This window comes from Phyllobacterium sp. P5_D12 (assembly GCF_054049495.1).
In genome coordinates this window covers 1-712 of sequence record NZ_JBFUMG010001101.1, presented here as the reverse complement: position 1 = coordinate 712, position 712 = coordinate 1, and the positions used below count along the sequence as shown (strand labels likewise).

Below are 712 nucleotides of genomic sequence, written 5' to 3'. Positions count from 1 at the left end.
GCAGTTGGAGCGAATCGCCAATGGTCATTATCCGCGCAAGTCAGAGCTTGGAGAGGATCGACACCAGCCGCGCCTTGTAGACCTCGAATATGGCGTCACGGTCGCGGTGGCGGCCTTCATGCACCAATATCGATGCGGGCGAGATCGGCGCTATTTGCAAGATAACGGCGGAACTGGCCTATGCACACCAGTATGACCCAGAAAGTCGCTATTTCAGCCGATCGCTTGGCGGCGGCGCCAGTCTCGACCTCGGTATCTATTGCGTATCGCTCGCTATGTACTTTCTAGGCCAGCCACAGAAGGTTTCAGGCCTCTGGTACCCTGCGCCGAATGGCGTCGACATGAGTTCAGAGATAACGCTGCATTACGACGAAGCGGAAGCGCAACTCACGAGCGGGTTCGACCGTGATGGTGCTAACCATTTCGTCATCGAAGGCACAAAAGGTGTCCTCCGGTTGGATGCGCCCTTCCTGAAGGCGCAGCGACTGACGGTCTATCGCGGCTTCGCGCAGCGCGCGCCCTTTGGCCCGCTGCAAAGGCCGTCGGGGCTTGTCGGCAAAATACTCGATCGACTTCCATTGCCCGGACGAAGGGTGGAAGACTATCCCTTCGAGGGCAATGGCTTACAATTCGAAGCGATGGCTATGATGGACGCGATGCGTAAAAACGAAAAAACCTCGACAGTCATGCCGCTTTCAGACAGCATCAACGC

1 protein-coding gene is annotated in these 712 nt (G+C 57.0%); it reads left to right on the top strand.

Features of this window, described 5'->3' with window-relative positions; translation table 11 throughout:
- Window positions 1-89: 89 nt before the first annotated feature.
- The coding region (locus ACXJ5O_RS28940; RefSeq protein ID WP_457302909.1) for a Gfo/Idh/MocA family protein at window positions 90-712 on the top strand (623 nt) is incomplete at its 3' end.